24 protein-coding genes are annotated in these 18,561 nt (G+C 70.8%); 10 read left to right on the plus strand and 14 right to left on the minus strand.

All coding sequences use genetic code 11. The features are described 5' to 3' along the window. Positions 1–119 precede the first annotated feature (119 nt). On the plus strand, positions 120–245 hold the full coding sequence (locus NZH93_RS28515) for a hypothetical protein (RefSeq protein WP_259626309.1): 126 nt from the start codon (positions 120–122) through the stop codon (positions 243–245). A 129-nt stretch (positions 246–374) separates the two neighbouring features. Here NZH93_RS28515 and NZH93_RS28520 read toward each other — a convergent pair whose 3' ends face one another. The 4 genes from NZH93_RS28520 to NZH93_RS28535 are packed head-to-tail and all read right to left on the minus strand — an operon-like array spanning position 375 to position 3,498. Then, positions 375–1,139 (minus strand): DedA family protein, encoded by a 765-nt coding sequence (locus tag NZH93_RS28520; RefSeq protein ID WP_259626310.1) that lies wholly within the window; start codon positions 1,137–1,139, stop codon positions 375–377. Between the two features lie 47 nt (positions 1,140–1,186). Beyond that, a complete protein-coding gene (locus NZH93_RS28525; protein WP_259626311.1) occupies positions 1,187–1,384 on the minus strand; it encodes a hypothetical protein in 198 nt (65 codons plus the stop codon). 27 nt (positions 1,385–1,411) lie between these two features. After that, the gene (nagA, locus tag NZH93_RS28530) at positions 1,412–2,569 is read right to left on the minus strand and encodes an N-acetylglucosamine-6-phosphate deacetylase (RefSeq protein ID WP_259626312.1); all 1,158 of its coding nucleotides are present in this window, start codon (positions 2,567–2,569) and stop codon (positions 1,412–1,414) included. After that, entirely contained in the window at positions 2,566–3,498 is a 933-nt protein-coding gene (locus NZH93_RS28535; protein ID WP_259626313.1) for an ROK family protein, read from the minus strand. Before NZH93_RS28535 ends, nagA begins: the two co-directional genes overlap by 4 nt. Positions 3,499–3,579: 81 nt before the next feature. Here NZH93_RS28535 and NZH93_RS28540 point away from each other — a divergent pair, with 81 nt between their 5' ends. After that, the gene (locus tag NZH93_RS28540) at positions 3,580–4,344 is read left to right on the plus strand and encodes a DeoR/GlpR family DNA-binding transcription regulator (protein ID WP_259626314.1); all 765 of its coding nucleotides are present in this window, start codon (positions 3,580–3,582) and stop codon (positions 4,342–4,344) included. Here the strand turns inward: NZH93_RS28540 and NZH93_RS28545 are convergent. Then, positions 4,341–4,916: a SigE family RNA polymerase sigma factor gene (locus NZH93_RS28545; RefSeq protein ID WP_259626315.1), complete on the minus strand. Its 576-nt coding sequence runs from the start codon at positions 4,914–4,916 to the stop codon at positions 4,341–4,343. The two genes, NZH93_RS28540 and NZH93_RS28545, sit on opposite strands and share 4 nt — an antisense overlap. A 66-nt stretch (positions 4,917–4,982) precedes the next feature. Between NZH93_RS28545 and NZH93_RS28550 the strand changes: the two genes are divergently transcribed. Then, entirely contained in the window at positions 4,983–5,264 is a 282-nt protein-coding gene (locus tag NZH93_RS28550) for a YciI family protein (RefSeq protein WP_259626316.1), read from the plus strand. On the opposite strand, the gene NZH93_RS28555 is transcribed toward NZH93_RS28550, so the two are convergent. From NZH93_RS28555 to NZH93_RS28575, 5 genes are all read right to left on the minus strand, one after another. After that, positions 5,261–5,656 carry a hypothetical protein gene (locus tag NZH93_RS28555; protein WP_259626317.1) on the minus strand — a complete coding sequence of 132 codons (396 nt, stop codon included), beginning with the start codon at positions 5,654–5,656 and terminating at the stop codon, positions 5,261–5,263. The genes NZH93_RS28550 and NZH93_RS28555 overlap by 4 nt on opposite strands. Continuing rightward, positions 5,643–6,164: a SigE family RNA polymerase sigma factor gene (locus tag NZH93_RS28560; RefSeq protein WP_259626452.1), complete on the minus strand. Its 522-nt coding sequence runs from the start codon at positions 6,162–6,164 to the stop codon at positions 5,643–5,645. Before NZH93_RS28560 ends, NZH93_RS28555 begins: the two co-directional genes overlap by 14 nt. 49 nt (positions 6,165–6,213) lie before the next feature. Continuing rightward, positions 6,214–6,612: a hypothetical protein gene (locus NZH93_RS28565; RefSeq protein WP_259626318.1), complete on the minus strand. Its 399-nt coding sequence runs from the start codon at positions 6,610–6,612 to the stop codon at positions 6,214–6,216. 102 nt (positions 6,613–6,714) lie between these two features. After that, the gene (locus NZH93_RS28570) at positions 6,715–7,587 is read right to left on the minus strand and encodes an SDR family oxidoreductase (protein WP_259626319.1); all 873 of its coding nucleotides are present in this window, start codon (positions 7,585–7,587) and stop codon (positions 6,715–6,717) included. 67 nt (positions 7,588–7,654) lie between these two features. Continuing rightward, complete coding sequence (locus tag NZH93_RS28575; RefSeq protein WP_259626320.1) at positions 7,655–8,566, minus strand: aldo/keto reductase; 912 nt, start codon at positions 8,564–8,566, stop codon at positions 7,655–7,657. Positions 8,567–8,667: 101 nt separating this feature from the next. Here NZH93_RS28575 and NZH93_RS28580 point away from each other — a divergent pair, with 101 nt between their 5' ends. The 4 genes from NZH93_RS28580 (at position 8,668) to NZH93_RS28595 (ending at position 12,544) form a co-directional block, all read left to right on the plus strand. Further along, positions 8,668–9,495 carry an LLM class F420-dependent oxidoreductase gene (locus NZH93_RS28580; RefSeq protein ID WP_259626321.1) on the plus strand — a complete coding sequence of 276 codons (828 nt, stop codon included), beginning with the start codon at positions 8,668–8,670 and terminating at the stop codon, positions 9,493–9,495. A 137-nt stretch (positions 9,496–9,632) separates the two neighbouring features. Further along, positions 9,633–10,667, plus strand: a complete 1,035-nt coding sequence (fbaA, locus tag NZH93_RS28585; RefSeq protein ID WP_259626322.1) for a class II fructose-bisphosphate aldolase — start codon at positions 9,633–9,635, stop codon at positions 10,665–10,667. Positions 10,668–10,880: 213 nt separating this feature from the next. Next, a complete protein-coding gene (locus tag NZH93_RS28590; RefSeq protein ID WP_259626323.1) occupies positions 10,881–11,399 on the plus strand; it encodes a hypothetical protein in 519 nt (172 codons plus the stop codon). Continuing rightward, positions 11,396–12,544, plus strand: a complete 1,149-nt coding sequence (locus NZH93_RS28595) for a CpaE/TadZ family protein (protein WP_259626324.1) — start codon at positions 11,396–11,398, stop codon at positions 12,542–12,544. Before NZH93_RS28590 ends, NZH93_RS28595 begins: the two co-directional genes overlap by 4 nt. Here NZH93_RS28595 and NZH93_RS28600 read toward each other — a convergent pair. Further along, positions 12,541–13,647 carry a hypothetical protein gene (locus NZH93_RS28600; protein WP_259626325.1) on the minus strand — a complete coding sequence of 369 codons (1,107 nt, stop codon included), beginning with the start codon at positions 13,645–13,647 and terminating at the stop codon, positions 12,541–12,543. The genes NZH93_RS28595 and NZH93_RS28600 overlap by 4 nt on opposite strands. Positions 13,648–13,958: 311 nt before the next feature. Here NZH93_RS28600 and NZH93_RS28605 point away from each other — a divergent pair, with 311 nt between their 5' ends. Together NZH93_RS28605 and NZH93_RS28610 are read left to right on the plus strand one after the other, a co-directional pair. Then, positions 13,959–14,366, plus strand: coding sequence for a DUF3151 domain-containing protein (locus NZH93_RS28605; protein ID WP_259626326.1), 408 nt, complete (start codon positions 13,959–13,961; stop codon positions 14,364–14,366). A gap of 3 nt (positions 14,367–14,369) precedes the next feature. Then, positions 14,370–15,455: an FUSC family protein gene (locus NZH93_RS28610; protein WP_259626327.1), complete on the plus strand. Its 1,086-nt coding sequence runs from the start codon at positions 14,370–14,372 to the stop codon at positions 15,453–15,455. Between the two features lie 19 nt (positions 15,456–15,474). Here NZH93_RS28610 and NZH93_RS28615 read toward each other — a convergent pair whose 3' ends face one another. From NZH93_RS28615 to NZH93_RS28625, 3 genes are all read right to left on the minus strand, one after another. Next, the gene (locus tag NZH93_RS28615; protein WP_259626328.1) at positions 15,475–15,729 is read right to left on the minus strand and encodes a hypothetical protein; all 255 of its coding nucleotides are present in this window, start codon (positions 15,727–15,729) and stop codon (positions 15,475–15,477) included. Then, positions 15,729–16,370, minus strand: a complete 642-nt coding sequence (locus NZH93_RS28620) for an HNH endonuclease family protein (RefSeq protein ID WP_259626329.1) — start codon at positions 16,368–16,370, stop codon at positions 15,729–15,731. The genes NZH93_RS28615 and NZH93_RS28620 overlap by 1 nt, the downstream gene beginning before the upstream one ends. Positions 16,371–16,468: 98 nt before the next feature. Continuing rightward, positions 16,469–17,095 (minus strand): hypothetical protein, encoded by a 627-nt coding sequence (locus NZH93_RS28625; RefSeq protein WP_259626330.1) that lies wholly within the window; start codon positions 17,093–17,095, stop codon positions 16,469–16,471. A gap of 121 nt (positions 17,096–17,216) precedes the next feature. Here NZH93_RS28625 and NZH93_RS28630 point away from each other — a divergent pair, with 121 nt between their 5' ends. After that, a complete protein-coding gene (locus NZH93_RS28630; RefSeq protein WP_259626331.1) occupies positions 17,217–18,506 on the plus strand; it encodes an adenylosuccinate synthase in 1,290 nt (429 codons plus the stop codon). Positions 18,507–18,561 lie beyond the last annotated feature (55 nt).

Consider the following 18,561-nt stretch of genomic DNA (forward strand, 5'->3'; position numbering starts at 1 on the left):
GCGATAAACCCGCTGTTCCCATGTGATCCCCCTCGATGCGCACCCTGTGCCCAGAAAAGCTAACCGAGGACCGGGGTCCACCGAGGGAAAGCTCCGAGGTTGGGCCTTGCGGCGCAACGATGATCCTGTCCACCGGTGTCGCCCTCGGCGGGACGGTCACCGGCGAGCACGGCATCGGCACGATCAAGCACCGGTCCCGGAGCGCGACCATCCACTTCGGACGGTCGCGCTCCGGGACCGGTTAGCCCTTCGCCTGCGGGCGTCGTGCGCCACCGGTCTGCGGGCGGAACGATCTCGTCAGCCTCCCGGTACCAGCAAGGGCTTCCGGGAGGTTGGTGCGGGTTCTCCGGGCGGGCGCGTTCGGAGGCGGGGCCTCAGCGGTCGCGGTAGTCGGCGCGCGGGATGACCTGCGTGGCGTCCGAAGCGGAGTCGACGCGCGGCAGGACCTGGGTGATGTCCTCGACCTCCTGCGCGACCAGCGACTTCTTCTCGCGCCGCGCCTTGATGAACTCGATGATGATCGGCACGACCGAGATCAGCACGATCAGGATCAGCATCATCTCGATGTTCTTGCGCACGAACTCGATCTGGCCGAGGAAGTAGCCGAGGATCGTCAGGCCGGCGGCCCAGGCGACACCGCCGATGGCCGAGTAGGTGAAGTACTTCTTCGGGTCCATCCGGCCCACACCGGCCATGGCCGTGATGAAGGTGCGGACGATCGGCACGAAGCGGGCCATCACGATCGCGCGGGCGCCGTACTTCTCGAAGAAGCCTTCCGTCTTCTCGACGTACTCCTTCTTGAAGATCTTGGAGTCCGGCTTGCTGAACAGCGCGGGCCCGGCGCGGTGGCCGATGTAGTAGCCGACGATGTTGCCGACCATGGCGCACACCGTCACGAGCACGCAGACCAGCCACAACGGGTAGTCCAGCGCGCCGGTGGCGACGAACAGCCCCGCGGTGAACAGCAGCGAGTCACCCGGCAGGAAGAAGCCGACCAGCAGGCCGCACTCGGCGAAGATGATGAAGCAGAGTGCGAAGAGCGCGAACCCCCCGAAGCTGCTCAGGAGGTACTCGGGGTTGAGCCACTGCGGGCCAAGGGCAACCGTGGAGGTGGTGAGCGCGATGGTCACGGAGACCACGGTACAGGCCGGTGAACTTGGTCATTTCCGGCATCGGTGATGGGCGTTCAGCGCAACGTGACGACGATGCCGACGACCGTGCCCGCAGCGAGTCCGAAGAGGAGCGCGAGCAGCAGCACCCACCGCACCGGCAGCGACGGCGGGTGCGGTAGGGGTGGTGGCACGGGCTGGACCACGTGCAGGCCGGAACTGGTGGCCTGTGCGCGCAGCGCGTTGGCCACCAGCCGCTCCTGGTCGTCGGTCATGGCTCCGACGCTAGCCGAGTCCGCGACCTAGTCCTTGACCCACGCGCCCCTGCTCATCACATCGCGTGGCCGCAGCTCGGCGTCGAGCACGACCAGGTCGGCCGCCAGACCGGCCCGCAGCTCCCCGGTCTGGGCGCTCAGACCGAGCAGCGCGGCGGGCCGGGTGGACGCGGCCTGGGACGCCTCGACGACGCTCAGCCCGCACGACGTGACCGCGTTGCGGAACGCCGCGTCCATCGTCAGCGTGCTGCCCGCCAGCGAACCGCCGCCCGCGAGCGTCGGGACACCGTCGACCACGCGCACCTCCAGGCCGCCCACGTCGTACACGCCGTCGCCGACACCGGCCGCCGCGATGGCGTCGGTGATGAGGACCGTGCGGCCCGTGCCCGCGTGCCGCGCGGCGAGCCGCACCGCCGTGGGGTGCAGGTGCACGAGGTCGCAGATCAGCTCGACGGTGACGCGCTCGTCGTCCAGCAGCGCGCCGATCGGGCCGGGCTCGCGGTGGTGCAGCGGGCGCATGCCGTTGAACAGGTGGGTCGCCACGGACGCGCCCGCGTCGATCGCGGGACGGATCTGGGCCTCGGTGCCGTCGGTGTGGCCGACCGCCGCCAGGACACCGTTGTCGACCAGCAGCCGGACCGCGTCGACCGCGCCCTCCAGCTCGGGCGCCAGGGTGATCATCCGGACGGCGCCCCCGCCCGCGGCGAGCAGCTTCGTCACGGAGTCGCGGTCCGGCGGGCGCAGGATCGCCGGGTCGTGCGCGCCGCAGCGGGCGGCGGACAGGAACGGGCCCTCCAGGTGCAGGCCGGAGATCAGGCCGTCCTGCGTCAGCTCGGCGAGCTTCGCGATCTGCTCCACCATCTCCGGCACCGGCCGCGACACCAGGCTGGCCAACAGCGTGGTCGTGCCGTGCCTGCGGTGCGCCGACGCCGCCTTGCGCACGCGGTCCGGGTCGGCGTTGGTGAACGCCTCACCGCCGCCGCCGTGGCAGTGGATGTCGACGAAGCCGGGCACCAGCCACGACCCGCTCACGTCCGTCGTCGGCCCGTCCGGCGGGGCGCCCTCGCCGACGGCCAGGATCCGGCCGTCGCGCACGGCGAGCCACCCGGATTCGAGCACGCCGTCCGGCGTGACCACCCGACCACCGGTCAAGGTCACGTCCACCGGTCCGCCCCACGTGCTCATGAACCCTCCAACTCGTCGATGGCGAGCAGCGCCGCGCCGAGGCATCCGGCCTCGTCGCCGAGCGCGGCCAGCCGCAGTTCAGGTCGTCGCTGGAAGGTGATCAACCCGTCCAGCCTCTTCGCCAGTGGCGCCACGAGCAGTTCCCCGGACAGGGCGAGACCGCCGCCGAGCACCACCGCCTCGGGCCCGAGCACACCGGCCAGGAGCACGATCCCCCTGGCCAGCGCGTCGATCGCCTCGTCCCACACCAGGCGCGCGTCGGGATCGCCCGCGCGCACCATGGCCGCCACCTCGGCCGCGCCGCCGACGGGGATTCCCGTGCGCTCGGTGAACCGGCGGGCGATGCCGCCGGAGGACGCGCGCACCTCGACGCAGCCGATCTGCCCGCAGCCGCAAGGATCTCCGTGGCCGACGTCGACGTGGCCGACCTCGCCCGCGTAGCCGTCGCCGCCGTAGATCCGGCCGTCCAGCACCAGCGCGCCCGCGATCCCGGTGCCGATGGGCATGATCACCCCGTTGCGCAGGCCGCGCGCCGCGCCCATCCGGTACTCCGCGAGCCCGCCCGCCCGCACGTCGTGTCCGAACGCGACGGTCAGCCCGGTGCGCTCGGCGATCCGCTCGCGGAACGGGAAGTGGTTCCAGCCCAGGTTGGTCGAGTACACCCCGACACCCGCGCGCTCGTCGACGACTCCGGGGACGACGACGCCGACGGCGTCGACCCCGTGCTCGGAGGAGGCCCGTAACCCGTCGACGACGTCGACGACCAGGTCCACCACCGCCTCCGCTGTCGAGGGGCCGTCCACGCCCTTCGGCGTGTTCCGCCGCTGCTGTTCCACCGCGACCACGCGCTCCGGCGTACCCGCCACCAGCGCTGCTTTGGTCTCGGTTCCGCCGACGTCGACGGCCACCACGTGTCTCGTGCGTGCCACGAGGGTCGATACTGCGGCATGCACCGCCCATTGGTCTATACCAAGCACCGGAATGGGTCCGGTCGCGGAATCATGGGGGCGGTGAACCGGGACGAACGGCTGACGGCACTGCTGGAGCTGCTGGCCGCCAGGGGCCGCCTCGGGACCGACGAGGTCGCGGCCGAACTGGGCGTCTCGGCGGCCACCATCCGCAGGGACCTGGACCACCTGGCCGAGCAGCAGCTCCTCAGCCGCACCCGCGGCGGCGCGGTCACCCAGGCCGTCTCCTACGACCTGCCGATGCGGTACCGGACTTCGGCGGGCACCGACGAGAAGCAGCGCATCGGCCGAGCGGCGGCGGCGCTGGCCGGCCCCGGCTCGGTCGTGGGGCTCACCGGCGGCACCACGGCCACGGAGGTCGCGAGAGGACTGGCGACCAGGTCGGACCTCGACGTGACGGTCGTGACGAACGCGCTGAACATCGCGGGCGAACTCGCCGTCCGCCCCCGCGTGAAGCTCGTCGTCACCGGCGGTGTCGCGCGACCGCGGTCGTACCAGCTCATCGGCCCGTACGCCGCCAGGATCGCCGACGAGCTGTCACTGGACCTGGCGTTCCTCGGCGTCGACGGCCTGGACCCGGTGCTGGGCGCGACCGCCCGGCACGAGGGCGAAGCGGAGCTGTGCCGGGTGTTCGCCGCGCACGCCGAACGCGTCGTCGTGGTCGCGCACTCGTCCAAGCTCGGCAGGAGGGCGCTCGCGAAGATCATCGGCACCGACCAGGTGGACGTGCTGATCACCGACGCGGCCGCGACCGACCAGGCCGTGGCGCCGTACCTGGAACGCGGTGTCGAGGTCCAGCGCGTCTAGCGGGCCATGAGCTTCTGCAACGCGTCCAGCGCCCGGCTGGCCGTCGACTTCACGGTGCCCTTCGAGATGCCCGTGGCCTCGGCGATCTCCGCCTCGGACATGTCGCCGTAGTACCGCAGCACGAGCACTTCGCGCTGCCGCGGCGGCAACTGCTGGAGCGCCGCGACCACGGCCTGGTGCTCCGCGGTCAGCATCGCCAGGCTCTCGGCCGAACGCGCGTTCACGGCGTGCGGGGGTGTGTAGTCGCGCGCGGTCTTCCGGCGGCGCAGCACGCTGCGCGAGCCGTTGACGACCGCGGTACGCAGGTAACCGAGCGCCGCCTGCGCGTCGCGCAGGTTGCCCCAGTTGCGGTGCAGGCCGGTGAAGGCCTCCTGCACCACGTCCTCGGCCGTCGCGGGCTCGTCGACCAGCAGCAGCGCGAGGCGCACCAGCCGCATCCGGTGTTGGCGGTAGAGGTCCTCCAGTGTCAGGGGACCGGCGGGCGCCGGAGCCGCGCCGTCCTGGATGCGGAGGTTGGTCAGCGTGTCCTGCACGCGCACGACGCCGCTGTTGTTCTGCTCGGGACCGACCACGAGGAGGACGGTACCGGTCGCCGGGTAGCTTCGGCTCGGCAACACAGGTTCTCGCCGGAGGTGCGCATGCCCAAGTTCGCGGTCCAGATCGTCTACGGGCCAGATCGGGACAAGTTGGCGGAGGTCAGGCCCAAGCACCGGGACTACCTCGACACGTTGGTGGAGAAGGGTGTCCTGCTGCTCTCCGGCCCGTACGCCGACATGGAGGGCGCGCTGCTGGTGTACGAGGCGGCCGACGAGGCGGAGCTGCGCGGCTACCTCGCCGCCGACCCGTACGCGGGCGCGCAGGTGCTCTCCGAGACGACCGTGCGCGAGTGGAACGCCATCAAGGGCTCACTGCTGACCTAGGACTCCACCGGGTCCGCCCGCGGCACTTCCCTCGCGGCCGAGGGCGGGGTGCCCTCGTGGGGTTCGGCGGGGGTCACGTCGCGCGGTGCCGCGCTCGGCGGGGCCTCGGCGCTCGGGGCCGTGGTCGACGGCACCGGCTCGGTCGTCGTCGTCCACCCGACGTCCGGGCCCGCGGGCTCGACCGGGACCGGACCGCGTTCCCCCGGCAGCAGCACGATCACCACCACGACGGCGGCGACCGTGGCGAGCCCGCTGCCCACGGCGGCGGCCGTCCGCCGCCGCCGTCGGACCCGTTCCCCGGCGCGGACGACGTCGGTGACGTCGAACCCCAGGTCGGGGTCGCTCCCGGCGTGCAGCGCGCCGAACACGTCCCTCAGGTCATCCTCGCGCACCACGTCGCACCTCCATCCGAAGCTCGTCGAACGCGGGGCCCAGCCGTCGCCGGAGCGTGGCCAGGCCCCGGTTGCCCTGGCTCTTCACCGTGCCCACCGAGCAGCCCAGCGCCACCGCGGTGTCCTCCAGGCTCAGGTCGTGCCAGTACCGCAGCACCAGCACGGCCCGCTGCCGCGCGGGCACCGACCCGAGCGCCTGCCAGAGCACGATCCGCACCTCGTTGGACGAATCGGGCTCCGGCAGTTCGGGCGGCTCCCCGACCAGCCGCTCCCGGCGCCAGCGGACCCGCCGCCGCTCGGTGATGAAAGTTCGGACCACGATCTGGCGCAGGTAGGCGTCGAGCCCCTCCCGGCGGGCCACCCTCGGCCCGGCCAGGTACAGCTTGAGGAACGCCGACTGCACGACGTCCTCGGCCTCCGACCAGTTCCCGCACAGCAGGTACGCCGTGAAGCGCATCGACCGGGCGCTGCGGGTGAAGTGGTCGGTGAACTCGACGTTCCAGTTCAGGTCTGTCACCGCGTGGTGGTCTCCGGCTCGGGTCTCCTGGCGGCGTGGATCAGCGTTCGACGGCGGTGGGCGCGTCGTGCGGTGCCGCCTGGGGGCTTGCCTCCGCGGGCACCGCGGAAGGCGCTTCGGCGGCCTGCGGCGTCCACGCCTCCGGGACGGCTTCGGCGGGCACCGCGGAGGGAGCCTCGGCGGGCACCGCGGAGGGCGCTTCGGCGGCGGGCGGGACGGTCTCGGCGGGCACCGCGGTCGGAGGCCGGCCGACCGGGTCGGCGGTCTCCGCCGGGACCGCGATCGGGGCTGGTTCGGCGGGCACGGCGGCGGGTGGCGCCGTGGCCGTGGCGACCGGGGCGGGGTCGTTGCCGCTCACGGCGCCCGCGATGGCGGGCACGGCGAGCCCCACGCCGCCGAGCACGATCGCCCCGACCACCAACACCAGACGTTTGCGCATGTTCTGCTCCTCGCGGTTCGACGGGCGGTCACCGGTTCGGTGACGCCCTCACGCCGCTCCACGCGATTGGTGAGCAGAAATGTTGCACGGTATTTCGGCGGGCTAGCGGATCGCCGCCCGACCGCCCGGACCGACCGGTCGGGACGACTCGACGGCCCCGCGCTTCGCGATGTCGTCGAGCATCGCCCTGTCGCCCTTCGGCACGACCCCGGCCGACCGCCGTTCCACGACGACCGGCGTGAACGCCCGCAGCACCTTGATCCGCCCGACCCAGCCGGGCACGTGGACCGCGCGCGCCCGCTTGCCGATGCCCTTGACCACGGCCTTGCCGACGTCGGACACGTCGTACTTGCGGCTCGCCAGCCCCGGCAGGGCCTTGCGCATCGGGCCGAACACCGGGTGCTCGTCGGCGCCGTTGACCATGTCCGTGTCGATCCAGGAGAAGTACGCGATGCCGACGTCGACGCCCAGGTGGCGGACCTCGGCGCGGAGGCTGTTCGCGAACGCCTCGACGCCCGCCTTGGCGGCCGAGTAGGCGGCGTTGCCGGGGATCTGCACGATCGCCGCGAGCGACGACACCACCAGGCAGTAGCCGCGGCTCGCGACCAGGTGCGGCAGGCACGTGCGGACCGTCCGCCACACGCCGAGCAGGTTGACCTCGACGACCCGTTCGAACGCGGCGGGGTCGATGGAGCGGACGAACCCGGCCGACGCGATGCCCGCGTTGGCCACGACGACGTCGATGCCGCCGAAGTGCTCGACCACCCCGGCGACGGCGGCCTCCAGCGCCTCCCAGTCCGTGACGTCGGCTTCCCACGCCCGGCCGCCGCACTCGGCCGCGACGGCGGCCAACTGCTCGCCCTCCAGGCCGACCAGCGCGAGCCTGGCGCCCTGGGCGGCGAGCCGCCGGGCCACGTCGGCGCCGATCCCCCTGGCCGCGCCGGTGATCAGGACAACCTTGCCGTTGACGTCCACGGTGACCTCCCGAAGCTGTTCGGAAGGCCACCGTAGCCCAACTTACCGTCAGTAAGCTACTGGTGAGTTAAACGCTCGCGTCCGTCAGCCTCTGCACCTCGGCCGGTGACAACGCCAGGTCGAGCGCGGGCACCAGTTCCGCCAACTGCTCGGGGGTGCGCGCGCTGGCCAGCGCCGACGGCACGTTCGGCTGCGCCGTCAGCCACGCCAGCGCCACCGCGGCGATCGACGTGGCCCGCGCCGCGGAGATCTCGTCGAGCGCCGCCAGCACCCGCAGCCCCCGGTCGTCCAGGTACTTGGTCGCACCGGCCGCCCGCTTGCTGTCCACCTCGACGCCTGGCCGGTACTTGCCGGTCAGGAATCCCTTCGCCAGGCCGAAGTACGGCAGCGTGGACAGGCCGTTGGCCGCCACGACGTCCGCCACCGCGCCCTCGTACGACGAGCGCACGACGAGGTTGTACTCCGGCTGGAGCGCGACGAACCGGGCGAAGCCCTCGCGCTGCGAGATCTCCAGCGCCGCGGCCAGCCGCTCCGCCGAGAAGTTCGACGCCGCGATCTGCCGGACCTTGCCCGCCCGCACCAGCTCGTCGAACGCCGCCAGCGACTCCTCGGTCGGCGTGTCCAGGTCGTCCTGGTGCGCGTAGTACAGGTCGATGTGGTCGACGCCGAGCCGCTTGAGCGACCCCTCGGCCGCCGCCTTGATGTTCTCGGCCTTGAGGTTGTCCATCCCCTTGACCATGCCGACCTTGGTCGCGATCACGACGTCCGCGCGGTTGCCGCGAGCCGCGAGCCACCGGCCGATGATCGTTTCCGACGCGCCGCCGGTGTAGAGGTCCGCCGTGTCGACGGAGTTGCCTCCCGCCGCCGTGAACGCGTCGAGCACCGCGAACGACTGCTCCTCGTCCGCGTTCCCGCCGAAGACGTTGCCGCCGAGCGTCAGCCGGGACACGTCCAGATCGCTGTTGCCGAGTTTCGCCATGGATCGAACGTACCTTTCGGCCCTGTGGCGCACCGCGTGGATTAAATCGCTCCGAGGACCCGTTGTCGCAGGGGCCGGAACCGATCGAACGGGGAGCAGACGTGGCCGTGGAACTGGGATCTTTCGGGGTGTGGAGCCGGGCTGGGCTCTGGGAGGCGGAGGGCGACGCCGCCGCGGAGTTGGAGGAGCTCGGCTACGGTGCGCTGTGGCTCGGCGGGTCGCCCGGCGGTGACCTGGACGCCGTGACCGCCGTGCTCCGCACGACCCGCGCGCTGACCGTCGCCACCGGCATCGTGAACGTCTGGGCCGAACCGGCGGAACGGCTGTCCGCCACCTTCCGGCGGATCGACGCCGAGCACCCCGGCCGGTTCCTGGTGGGCGTCGGCGCGAGCCACCCCGAGGCCGTCAGCGAGTACGTGAAGCCGTACGACAAGCTCGTGGGCTACCTCGACGAGCTGGACGTGCCGGACGACCGCCGCGTCCTCGCCGCGCTCGGCCCGCGCGTCCTCAAGCTCGCCGCCGACCGCACCGCGGGCGCCCACCCGTACCTCGTCACGCCCGAGCACACCGCCACCGCCCGTGAACTCCTCGGCGCGGGCAAGCTCCTCGCGCCCGAGCAGCACGTCGTGCTGGAGACCGACCCGGTCGCCGCCCGCGCGCTGGCCAGGAAGTCGATCGAGCTGTACCTCGGGCTGCGGAACTACACCGGCAACTGGCTCCGGCTGGGGTACGAGGAGGCCGACCTCGCCGACGGCGGCAGCGACCGGCTGGTCGACGCGCTCGTCGCGTGGGGCTCGCCCGAGCAGGTCGCGGCCCGCCTGCGTGCGCACCTCGACGCGGGGGCGGACCACGTCGCCGTGCAGGTCGTCACGCCGGACGGCGGCCACGACCGCGAGGCGTTCCGGGAGCTGGCCAAGGAGCTTTTTTAACGGCCCGTTTCGCGCAGGTGAGCGACAGTTTCGGCTTACTCCGATCGCCAAGAGGGCCCATGATCAACTGTATCGGTCGGGTGGCGTCGTAGGATGCCCACTGATACGGCGTTCAGGGCACCTGAGGAGGACGACCGATGCCCATCGCAACCCCCGAGGTCTACGCCGAGATGATCAGTCGCGCGAAGGCGAACGAATTCGCCTTCCCCGCGATCAACGTCACCTCGTCCGAGACCCTCAACGCGGCACTCCGCGGATTCGCCGAGGCCGAGAGCGACGGCATCATCCAGGTCTCGACCGGTGGTGCGGAGTTCGCGTCCGGCACCAAGGTCAAGGACATGGTCACCGGCGCTGTCGCACTGGCCGAGTTCGCTCACGTGGTCGCGGCGAAGTACCCCGTCAACATCGCGCTGCACACCGACCACTGCCCCAAGGACAAGCTGGACGGCTACGTCCGCCCCTTGATCGGCATCAGCCAGGAGCGCGTCGCCCGCGGCGAGAACCCGCTGTTCCAGTCCCACATGTGGGACGGGTCCGCGGTGCCGCTCGACGAGAACCTCCAGATCGCGGCCGACCTGCTCCAGGAAGCCGTCAAGGCGAAGATCATCCTGGAGATCGAGGTCGGTGTCGTCGGCGGCGAGGAGGACGGCGTCGACAACGAGATCAACGACAAGCTCTACACGACCACCGAGGACTTCCTGAAGACGGTGGACGCGCTCGGAGCGGGCGACCGCGGGCACTACCTGCTGGCCGCGACCTTCGGCAACGTGCACGGCGTCTACAAGCCGGGCAACGTGAAGCTCCGCCCCGAGGTCCTCAAGCAGGGCCAGGACGCCGTCGCGGAGAAGCTCGGCCTCGCCGCGGGCTCCAAGCCCTTCGACCTCGTGTTCCACGGCGGCTCCGGCTCGCTGCTGGAGGAGATCCACGAGTCGCTCTCGTACGGCGTCGTGAAGATGAACATCGACACGGACACGCAGTACGCCTTCACCCGCCCGATCGTGCAGCACATGTTCACCAACTACGAGGGTGTGCTGAAGATCGACGGCGAGGTCGGCAACAAGAAGGTCTACGACCCGCGCAGCTACCTCAAGGCGGCTGAGCAGGGCATGGGCGCCCGCATCGCGCAGGCGTGCGAACACCTGAAGTCGTCCGGCCGCATGATCGCCGGCTGATTTCTCGTCACGGTCAACGCCCTCGGAGCCTTGGCTCCGGGGGCGTTTTCGTTGTCATTTGATGGACAGAAGATTCGCTTTCCCCCGGTGTCGTAACAGCCTTCGACACCCTCTCGATTAGGTCATCGAATCCGATTTCGGTGGACCGTCGGTGGGAAGGGGGTCGAAATGATGTCGTCGCCTGACAGGCCGATCATCTTCCAGCAAACGACCGTGTCCAGTGACCCGAGTTGGATGGAAGACGCCTTCAGGTTCTTCTTCTCCTACGTCGTCCTGGCTCCCGTGGCCGTCATCATCGCGGGGAAGCTGGCGGCGCAGGGCCTGCGGCTCTCCGGACAGAACGGCCAGCTCTTCCAGGTCAAGATCCCCGCCGTCGTCACCATCCGCGCCTCCAACCAGGAGGTCACCTTCGGATTCACGTTCTACCTGATCTGCCTGCTGGTCGCGGGTCTCGGCGCGGGGCGGACGATCCACCAGCTCTTCGTCGAGCGGTTCGGCGTGGACCCCGGCCAATTCACCTCCCTCTGCGTTTTCAGCTCACTGATGGCGATCACGTCGTCGGCCTTGATGCTCGCGGTCATCCGCTTGTCCAACCGCGTCCGGAGCAGATCCGAACGGGCTCTCAAGGAGAAGTACCGGAAGGTGCTCGAGGAATTGAAGCGGCGAGGACCGCTCGACCACCCGGCAGTTGGCCCGGCAGTGCCGAAAGACGGTAAGGGTGAGGGGAAATGAACGACCGCGACACAGCCTCCCGATCGCTCAGAGCCGACAGCGCCCGCGGCCGCATCATCGCGATCATGTCCGGCAAGGGCGGGTCCGGGAAGACGATGGTGGCCGCGACGATGGCCTCCGTGCTGGCCCGGTCCGCCAAGTCCGGTGAGTTCGACAAGGTCGTGCTCGTCGACGGCGACCTCGGCACGGGCGGGCTCTCGTACTTCCTGGCCCTCAACTACGTGCGGAACATCCGGAACGGGCTCACCGACCTCCTGCTCGGCGACGCCGTGGTCAACGCCCCGAAGGTCGGCGCGGTCGAGCTGAAGGACCGCTACCTCCAGCGCGTGAAGTTCCCCGCCCGCTCGATCGACGCGTTCTTTCTCCCGGTAGGGGACTTCCGCCGGTTGACCCACCGGGCGGGGGAGCAGTTCGCCTCCGACCGGTACAACCCCGGTGTCGCGTTGCAGAACGCGCTCGCCAGGGTGGTGGACGTGGCGGCCGGTCCGCAGTCGATCGTCATCGTCGACTGCCGCGGCGGCATCGACGACGAGACGCTCGCGATCGGTCGGGTGGCGGACGACATCATCCTGGTGTCCGAGCCCGACACGACGTCGTTCCAGGCCACCCGTCACCTCGCGGAGGTGCTGGGGGAGCGGAACCTCGGGCACAAGATCGCCGGGTTCGTGCTGAACAAGGTCTTCGAGGATCCGACGGTGGCGCGGCGGGAGGGCACCAGCGCGTTCGGGGCGCAGTCGTTGACGCCGGTGCCGTTCGACCCGGTGGCGACCCGCGCGTTCCTGGTGGGCGAACTGCCGCCGGAGAACTCGGTGTTCACCACCCACGTCGTCGACGCGCTGGCCAGCCTCTACCCGAAGGAGACGGCGGCGCCGCCGAGCCAGAGGCTGTTCCGGCCACAGCAGTACTCGGCGCTCGTCCTCGCGTCACCCGCCTCGGCCCGCGGGGGCTACGTGCTCTCGTTGCTCGTGCTGCTGCTCGGCACGGTGCTGCTGACGCGCGCGCTGACCGGGACCTCGGGCGCGCTCACGACGAACTTCTTCCTGCCCGCCCTCATGGCCGTGGGAGCGCTGGCGGGGATCGAGTCGTTCCGCAGGATCGTCGGTCGAGCGGTCGAGCGCTACCTGAGGCTGGTGTTCCGCGACTAAACCGCCGCGGCCACCCGCCGTCGCATCCAGTAGTCCACCCCGACCCACCCGGCGGCCAGCAAGCCGAACGTCGCCACCGCCGACGGGTACAGGATCGGGGGTGCCTGCACCCACTGCTGCTGTGCCCAGATCCCGCCGTACCCGATCCCCGTGACGGCCGCCGACCCCAGCAGGGCCACCGACAAAGCCGGGAGTGAAGCCAGGTGTGCGACGTCCACGCAAAGACCCACGAGCACCAGGAACAGCGGTACCGCCGACGTCGGGAAGTCCACGCCCATCAGGATCGGCCAGATCAGGCAGCGGTAGACCACGTACCCGCCCGCGACGGCGGTGGCGGCCCAGCGCCGGTCGATGGTGCGCCTCGCCAGCACCAGCACCACGCCTGCGGAGACCAGGCCCCACAGCGGGTACACCCAGTCCGCGATCGGCAGGGCGAAGCCGAGCACCGCGGTCCGGTCCACCGGGCGGCCGATCTGGTCGGCGGCGAACTGGAGGAGGATCGGTTCGGCCTCGGGTTTGCCCGCGTCCCAGGCTCCTAGGGCGATGACCCCGTACTCCTGGTGCTGGTTGGGGAACCAGGTGTTCTCCAGGAAGAACATCCACAGCGCGGCCAGGCCCCACGTGCCCGCGCGGCCCGTCGGGTAGTGGCGCAGCCAGCCGCGGATCGCGCCCGCGAGCATGATGCCGGTGCCCAGGTACAGCAGGGCGTGCGAGCCGCTCCACGACGTGATGTCCAGGCCGTTGATCCGGTGGTTGATCAGGTCGATCGGCAGTGCGATCAGGAACACACCGGTGCCCCACTGCATCAGGCGCAGGGCGATCCGGTCCACGCCGTAGCCGGTGAAGGTGTGGAAGATCGTCAGGCCGACCACGACCACCGTGCCGACGGTGTTGATCATGTGCGGTGGCGCGAGTTCGTCGCGCAGCCACTTGAAGTGCCACGCGACGTCCCACGACGAGCCGAGCAGCTTCAGCAGCAGGCCCACCAGCCACAGCCGGTACAGCAGCCGCGCGAGCTCCGCGGGCGTCTCGCGGCCGGGCTCGCCGCGCTCCCAGTACTGGTCGCGGAAGTCCGCGACACGTGCCCTTACCCCCGTGTTCACCCGGACATGATGCGTCGACCGGTGGGCCGCCCGGAAGTGCGCCCTCCCCTGGTCTTTCCGACGTCTACCCCTAGGGGAAGGTCCTGAGCTGCGCGAACGCCAGAGCGATCTCCCGAACGGGTGAGTATCGTTGATCCGAACAGCCGCACGCGGGAAGGTTCGGCGCTGAGAACCCGCTGAGAGTCGGAGGAGATCACGATGGGCAAGAAGGTCGTCGCGGGTGTGCTCGTGTCAGCTCTGGTGCTCGCGGCGGTGGCCGTGGCGGCCGGGGTGTTCCTGTCCTGACCGCGCTCGTGGGGCACGATTACCCCATGACCAACCTCCTCGGACCGGACCCGACCCTGCTGCCGGAGCGCCCGGAGGCGCAGGCCGCCTCCGACGGCGGCACCGATCCGGGCAAGATCGTCCGCGCCTACCCCGACTTCAGCGAGGCGTGGGCGCTGCTCGCGGAGCGCGCGCTCCAGGGCGGCGACCCGGTCGCGGCGTACGCCTACGCGCGCACCGGCTACCACCGCGGGCTCGACCAGTTGCGCCGCGCGGGCTGGAAGGGCTTCGGCCCGGTGCCGTGGCGGCACCGCCCGAACCAGGGGTTCCTGCGGGCGCTCGCCGCGCTGGCCCGCGCCGCCGACGAGATCGGGGAGACCGAGGAGTACGAGCGCTGCTCGAAGTTCCTCGCCGACAGCGACCCCCAGGCGCCCGCCGCGCTCGGCCTGAGCTGATCGATGGGCGCGGTGCGTGCGGAGCTGGGGCGCAGGCTCCAGCGGTGGCGGCGCACCGCGCTGCCGATCCTCCAGGCCGCGCTGGCCGCGGGGCTGGCGTGGTTCGTGGCGACGGCGCTGGTCGGCCACCCGCACCCGTTCTTCGCGCCGATCTCGGCGGTCGTCTGCCTCGGCGTCTCGCTGGGGCAGCGGCCCCGCCGGGTCGCCGAACTGGTCGTCGGCGTCTCGGTCGGTGTCGGCGTCGGGGACGTGCTGATCTCGCAGATCGGCTCGGGCCCGTGGCAGATCGCGCTGGTCGTGGCGCTGGCGATGTCGGCGGCCGTGCTGCTCGACGGCGGCGCGGTGATCGCGCTCCAGTCCGGCTCGTCCGCGGTGCTGGTGGCGACGCTGCTGCCGCCCAGCTCCAACGGCGGCTTCGACCGGATGGTGGACGCGCTGATCGGCGGCGTCGTCGGGCTGGCCGTCACGGCGCTGCTCCCGGCGAACCCGCTCACCATCGCCCACCGGCACGGCAAGGTCGTGCTCGGCGAGCTGTCCACGGCACTGCGCGGCATCGCGAGCGCCGTGGCCGAGCACGACACCGCGAAGGCCTCCGACGCGCTCGCCCAGCTCCGCAAGAGCCAGACCGCCATCGAGGACTTCAAGGACGCGCTCAAGGCGGGCCAGGAGATCGCGACCATCGCGCCGATCCGCTGGCACCGCCGCAACGAGCTGGACCACTACCGCGAGGCCGCGGTGCCCGTCGACTACGCGCTGCGCAACACCAGGGTGCTGGCGCGCCGGGCCCTGGCGGCCATCAGGGACGGCGAACAGGTCCCGGACAACCTCCCCGACGTCCTGCGCGCCTACGCGGACGCCGTGGACCTCCTGCGGACCGAACTCGCCGGTGGCGACCGGCCGGAGCGGACGCGCAAGGCCGTGCGGGACGCGGCGAGCACCGCGACCACGACCGAGCTGGGCGGCGACGGGTTCTCCACCAGGGTCGTCCTCGCGCAGATCCGCTCGCTCGCCGTCGACCTGCTCCAGGCGACCGGCCTGTCCCGCGCGGACGCCGTCCAGGCGCTGCCGCCGCTCACCGGGAAGCCGTGAGCGGCGGCCTCGACCCAGGTCAGCCCTCGGGCCGGTTCAGCACGCCCACCAGCAGCTCGTGCACCGCGGACAGGTCCTCGGGGTCCTTCAGCGCGCAGGAGCCACCGGTGAGGGCGTACCACTCGTCAGCGCCTTCGTAGCGCACCTCGGTCCGCACCGTCAGCCCGTCCTCGGCCAGCGCGGTGCGCAGTTCGAGCTCTCCGGTGATCACGCCGACGTCGTCGGTCATGATCCCGCCGGGGCCCGCGACGAACGGTGACGAGTATTCGGCCATCAGCACCTTCCGAGCATGTCCTGCAACGCGGTCTTCTCCGAGGTGTTCACCGTAAGCGCCCACTTGTACTTCGTGCGCGTCCACATCTTCGCGTAGGTGCACCAGTACGACGTCAGCGGCGGCTTCCAGGTGGCGGGTGTCTGGTCGCCCTTGGCCTGGTTCACGTTGTCCGTGACCGCGATCAACTGCGGTCCGGCGAGGTCGTTCGCGAACTGCTGCCGCTTCGCCGTGGTCCAGTTCCGCGCACCAGAGCGCCACGCGGCCGCGAGCGGCACGATGTGGTCGATGTCCACGTCGGACGCCGCGGTCCAGGTGGCGCCGTCGTACGGGGAGAACCAGCGGCCGGACGTGGCCGCGCAGCTCGAATCGACCACGACGCTGGTGCCGTCCCGCTTGAGCACGGTCTCACGGGTGTTGCAGGCACCCGAAACCGTGATCCAGTGCGGGAACAGGTCCCGTGAATAGCCCGTCATGGACCCGTCGGCCGCCACGGTGAGCGCGGCCAGTTCCGTTTTCGCGGTGGCGGTGCTGGGAATGCTCGGTGGTGTCGCGCTCGCCTGCGGAACGAGACCGAGGGTGAGCGCGGCGGTAGTCAGCAATGACAGGGCCGCCACTCGGACGGCATTGTTGACCGTTGACATGATTCCGACCTTCCGCTAGGGAAATCGGAATTACTGTCGGATAATCAGCTAGCCATAACAATGCTTTCGAGTGACACTCGAACGAATTACTTCGGTACTTACACCCCGCGCACCAGCCGCAGGTCCTCCGTGTGGCGGTACCAGGTCCACTTGTTCATCTGGCGCGGGTGCGCGAAACCGTCGGACGTCACCGCGGTCGGCAGGCAGCCGAGCTGGAACGCGCGCCCGGCGGTCGCCTTCACCTTGCTGCCGAACAGCCGCTTCTGGACCACCCGGACCACCAGCCCGGCGCCGCCGTCCGGGTCGGGCGTGACCTCCAGCCGGGTCGCCTGGCCGCGCAGCACGTTGTCGTCGTCGCAGTAGCCGACCCCGCGCACCGGGCTGACCACGCCGAGCCCCACGAGCACGCCGCCCGCGTCGTCGCGCAGGAACGGCACCTTGTCCGGGTCGCCCCCCAGCGCGAGGTCGAGCGCGCGTCCGGTCGAGGTCGGCAGACCCCACAGCGCGGCCACCTCCGAGTCGGGCGACGACGGCACGTAGGCGAGCGGGACGTCCGCGACACGCTCGGTCCGCAGCAGCCTCAAGACCACCGCGTTGAGGTCCGCGTCGGTCCCCGCGACGACGAGGCGCCGATCACCCAAATCGGACACAACGGCGTCGACGTGCGCTTTTCCCGGTCGCGAGGGCACGGCGAGCACCTCGATGTCGTCACGCTCAGTGACCATCGGCGACTCCCTGTCGAGGCTGTCGTTTCCGCAGGCCAGCACGATTCCGCGCACCATCAGCTCCTGGTCTACCCTCATGCACCGGCATTGCCCTTCCCAGTCCTAGCCCTTGGAGTTTCACATGCCGGCCGTAGTGCTGATCGGTGCCCAGTGGGGCGATGAGGGCAAGGGCAAGGCGACAGACCTGCTCGGGGAGCGCGTCCAGTGGGTCGTCCGCTACCAGGGCGGCAACAACGCCGGGCACACCGTGGTGCTCCCCAACGGGCAGAACTTCGCCCTCCACCTGATCCCCTCGGGCATCCTCACGCCCGGAGTGATGAACGTCATCGGCAACGGTGTCGTGGTCGACCCCGGCGTCCTGCTGGAGGAGCTCGGCGGCCTGGAGGCGAAGGGCGTCGACACCGACCGGCTGCTGCTCTCGGCGGACGCGCACTTGATCATGCCGTACCACGTGGCCATCGACAAGGTCACCGAGCGCTACCTCGGCAAGGCCAAGATCGGCACCACCGGTCGCGGCATCGGCCCGTGCTACCAGGACAAGCTCGCCCGCGTCGGCGTGCGCGTCCAGGACCTGCTGGACGAGAAGATCCTGCGGCAGAAGGTCGAGGCCGCGCTGGACATCAAGAACCAGGTGCTGGTCAAGGTCTACAACCGCAAGGGCCTCGAGGTCGACCAGGTGGTCGACACGGTCCTGGAGCACGGCAGCAAGTTCGCCTCGCGCATCGCCGACACCAGGCTCCTGCTCAACCAGGCCCTGGAGCGCGGCGAGACGGTGCTGCTCGAAGGCTCGCAGGGCACCCTGCTGGACGTCGACCACGGCACCTACCCGTTCGTCACGTCGAGCAACCCGACCTCGGGCGGCGCGTGCGCCGGTTCGGGCATCGGCCCGACCCGGATCACCACGGTGATCGGCATCCTCAAGGCGTACACGACCCGCGTCGGCTCCGGCCCGTTCCCCACGGAGCTGAACGACGACATGGGCGAGTACCTCAGGAAGACCGGCGGCGAGGTGGGCGTGACCACCGGCCGCAACCGCCGCACCGGCTGGTTCGACGCCGTGATCGCCCGCTACGCGGCCCGCGTCAACGGCATCACCGACTACTTCCTCACCAAGCTGGACGTGCTGTCCAGCCTGGAGAAGGTGCCGGTGTGCGTGGCCTACGAGATCGACGGCACGCGGGTGGACGAGATGCCGATGTCGCAGACGGACGTGCACCACGCCGTCCCGGTCTACGAGGAGCTGCCCGGCTGGTTCGAGGACATCAGCGGCTGCCGCAGCTTCGACGAGCTGCCCGCGAACGCCCGCGCGTACGTGGAGTACCTGGAGCAGATCTCCGGTGCCCGCATGTCGGCGATCGGTGTCGGCCCCGGCCGGGACCAGACGATCGTCCGCCACGACATGCTCGGCTGAGCACCCCCGCCTCACCACGGCCTGGCCGATCGGGACTCCCGGTCGGCCAGGCCTT

Origin of the sequence: Umezawaea endophytica (assembly GCF_025061645.1) — a bacterium.
GTDB classification, from domain to species: Bacteria; Actinomycetota; Actinomycetes; order Mycobacteriales; family Pseudonocardiaceae; genus Umezawaea; species Umezawaea endophytica.